Below are 1,190 nucleotides of genomic sequence, written 5' to 3' on the forward strand. Positions count from 1 at the left end.
GTCGTCATGCATGACGGGTTGATCCAGCAGGTCGGCGCACCGCTCGATCTCTATGATCGGCCGGCCAACATGTTCGTCGCCGGTTTCATCGGTTCCCCCGGCATGAATTTCCTGCCGGCGATTGTTCGCAAGGGTGGTACCCCGGAGGCTGTACTGACCGATGGCCAGGCGCTGCGCCTGCCGGAAGGCCTGCCGCTGACGGACGGTGACGCCATCACCGTCGGTCTGCGGCCCGAGCATATCAAGTTGGCGGATGACGGCGCGTTGAAGGGCGAGGTGGGGGTGGTCGAGCCGCTCGGGCTTTCGACGCAGTTCTACGTCAAGCTGGCCAGCCAGCAGCTTTGCGTCTTTGCCATGGGCCGTGCCGGCGTGAAGCCAGGCGACGAGGTGAGGTTGGTTGTCGAACCAGACCAATTGCATCTGTTCGATCCGAAAAGCGGTGATCGCATCGGCTGAGGGGGACTCAGCCGGGCGGCGGGGCAGCCGTATGAGGCGCCGATGTCGGGCGGGAAATACAGGTAACGCTACATTTCAATTGGATAAAATAGCGGAACGTCCAACAGACATTTCCGGAACCTAACAGGACCACTCGGACCTTTGCGTCTACAGCGCAAGACCTTAGTCCCGCCGTCTTCTCAAAAGAACGGAGGTCGTTTCGCCACGAATTGGGCCGCCGTCGGAGTTAGTCACACCGACGGCGGCGCCTGCAATATGGGCGAGTGGGTTGTGTGCGGATATGGTGTGATCGCGGAAGAGGATTGTAGACCGCTAACCGCGAGGGCTTCTTTTGGACAGCGGCGAACTGTCCAACGGGTTCTCAGCCGACTTGGCCGATCGCCGCTCCTTCAGCCACAGGGACTTCTTTCTCCTTGCCAGGTTCTCGTCTCGAACGCTGTCGTCGGCGGTCACTCCGCCATGCATCGCGGCAATCACGTAGTCGGCTCTGTTGGTTCGAAAGTCGCCTTTTTGTACGGACATCGTTTTCTCCCAGTGCGAGGCATTTCCCCCCTTTTTGCCTGACGCTGAAACTAACTGCCTATCCGTGGTGCAAGTCTACCAATCGCCGATTGTATTAAAACGATACACTCAAGGTGGCACGATCGCACGAGAGGAGCCAATACCGGCGGGGCTCCTTCATTGACCCTGTTGTGATCCTTGCGGGGGTACGGCGGCGGGAGGAGGGGTCGGCG

At 60.0% G+C, this 1,190-nt stretch carries 2 protein-coding genes; one reads left to right on the forward strand and one right to left on the reverse strand.

Annotation, left to right across the window (positions count from 1 at the left end; translation table 11 throughout):
- Positions 1 to 456 (forward strand): TOBE domain-containing protein (locus tag EOC06_RS44080; RefSeq protein WP_245470281.1); only part of this gene is annotated, 456 nt, incomplete at its 5' end.
- A 312-nt stretch (positions 457 to 768) separates the two neighbouring features.
- Here the strand turns inward: EOC06_RS44080 and EOC06_RS32235 are convergent.
- The gene (locus tag EOC06_RS32235; protein ID WP_127271560.1) at positions 769 to 978 is read right to left on the reverse strand and encodes a hypothetical protein; all 210 of its coding nucleotides are present in this window, start codon (positions 976 to 978) and stop codon (positions 769 to 771) included.
- Positions 979 to 1,190: the final 212 nt, after the last annotated feature.

It is taken from the genome of Mesorhizobium sp. M7A.F.Ca.MR.362.00.0.0 (assembly GCF_004023175.1).
Lineage (GTDB): Bacteria > Pseudomonadota > Alphaproteobacteria > Rhizobiales > Rhizobiaceae > Mesorhizobium.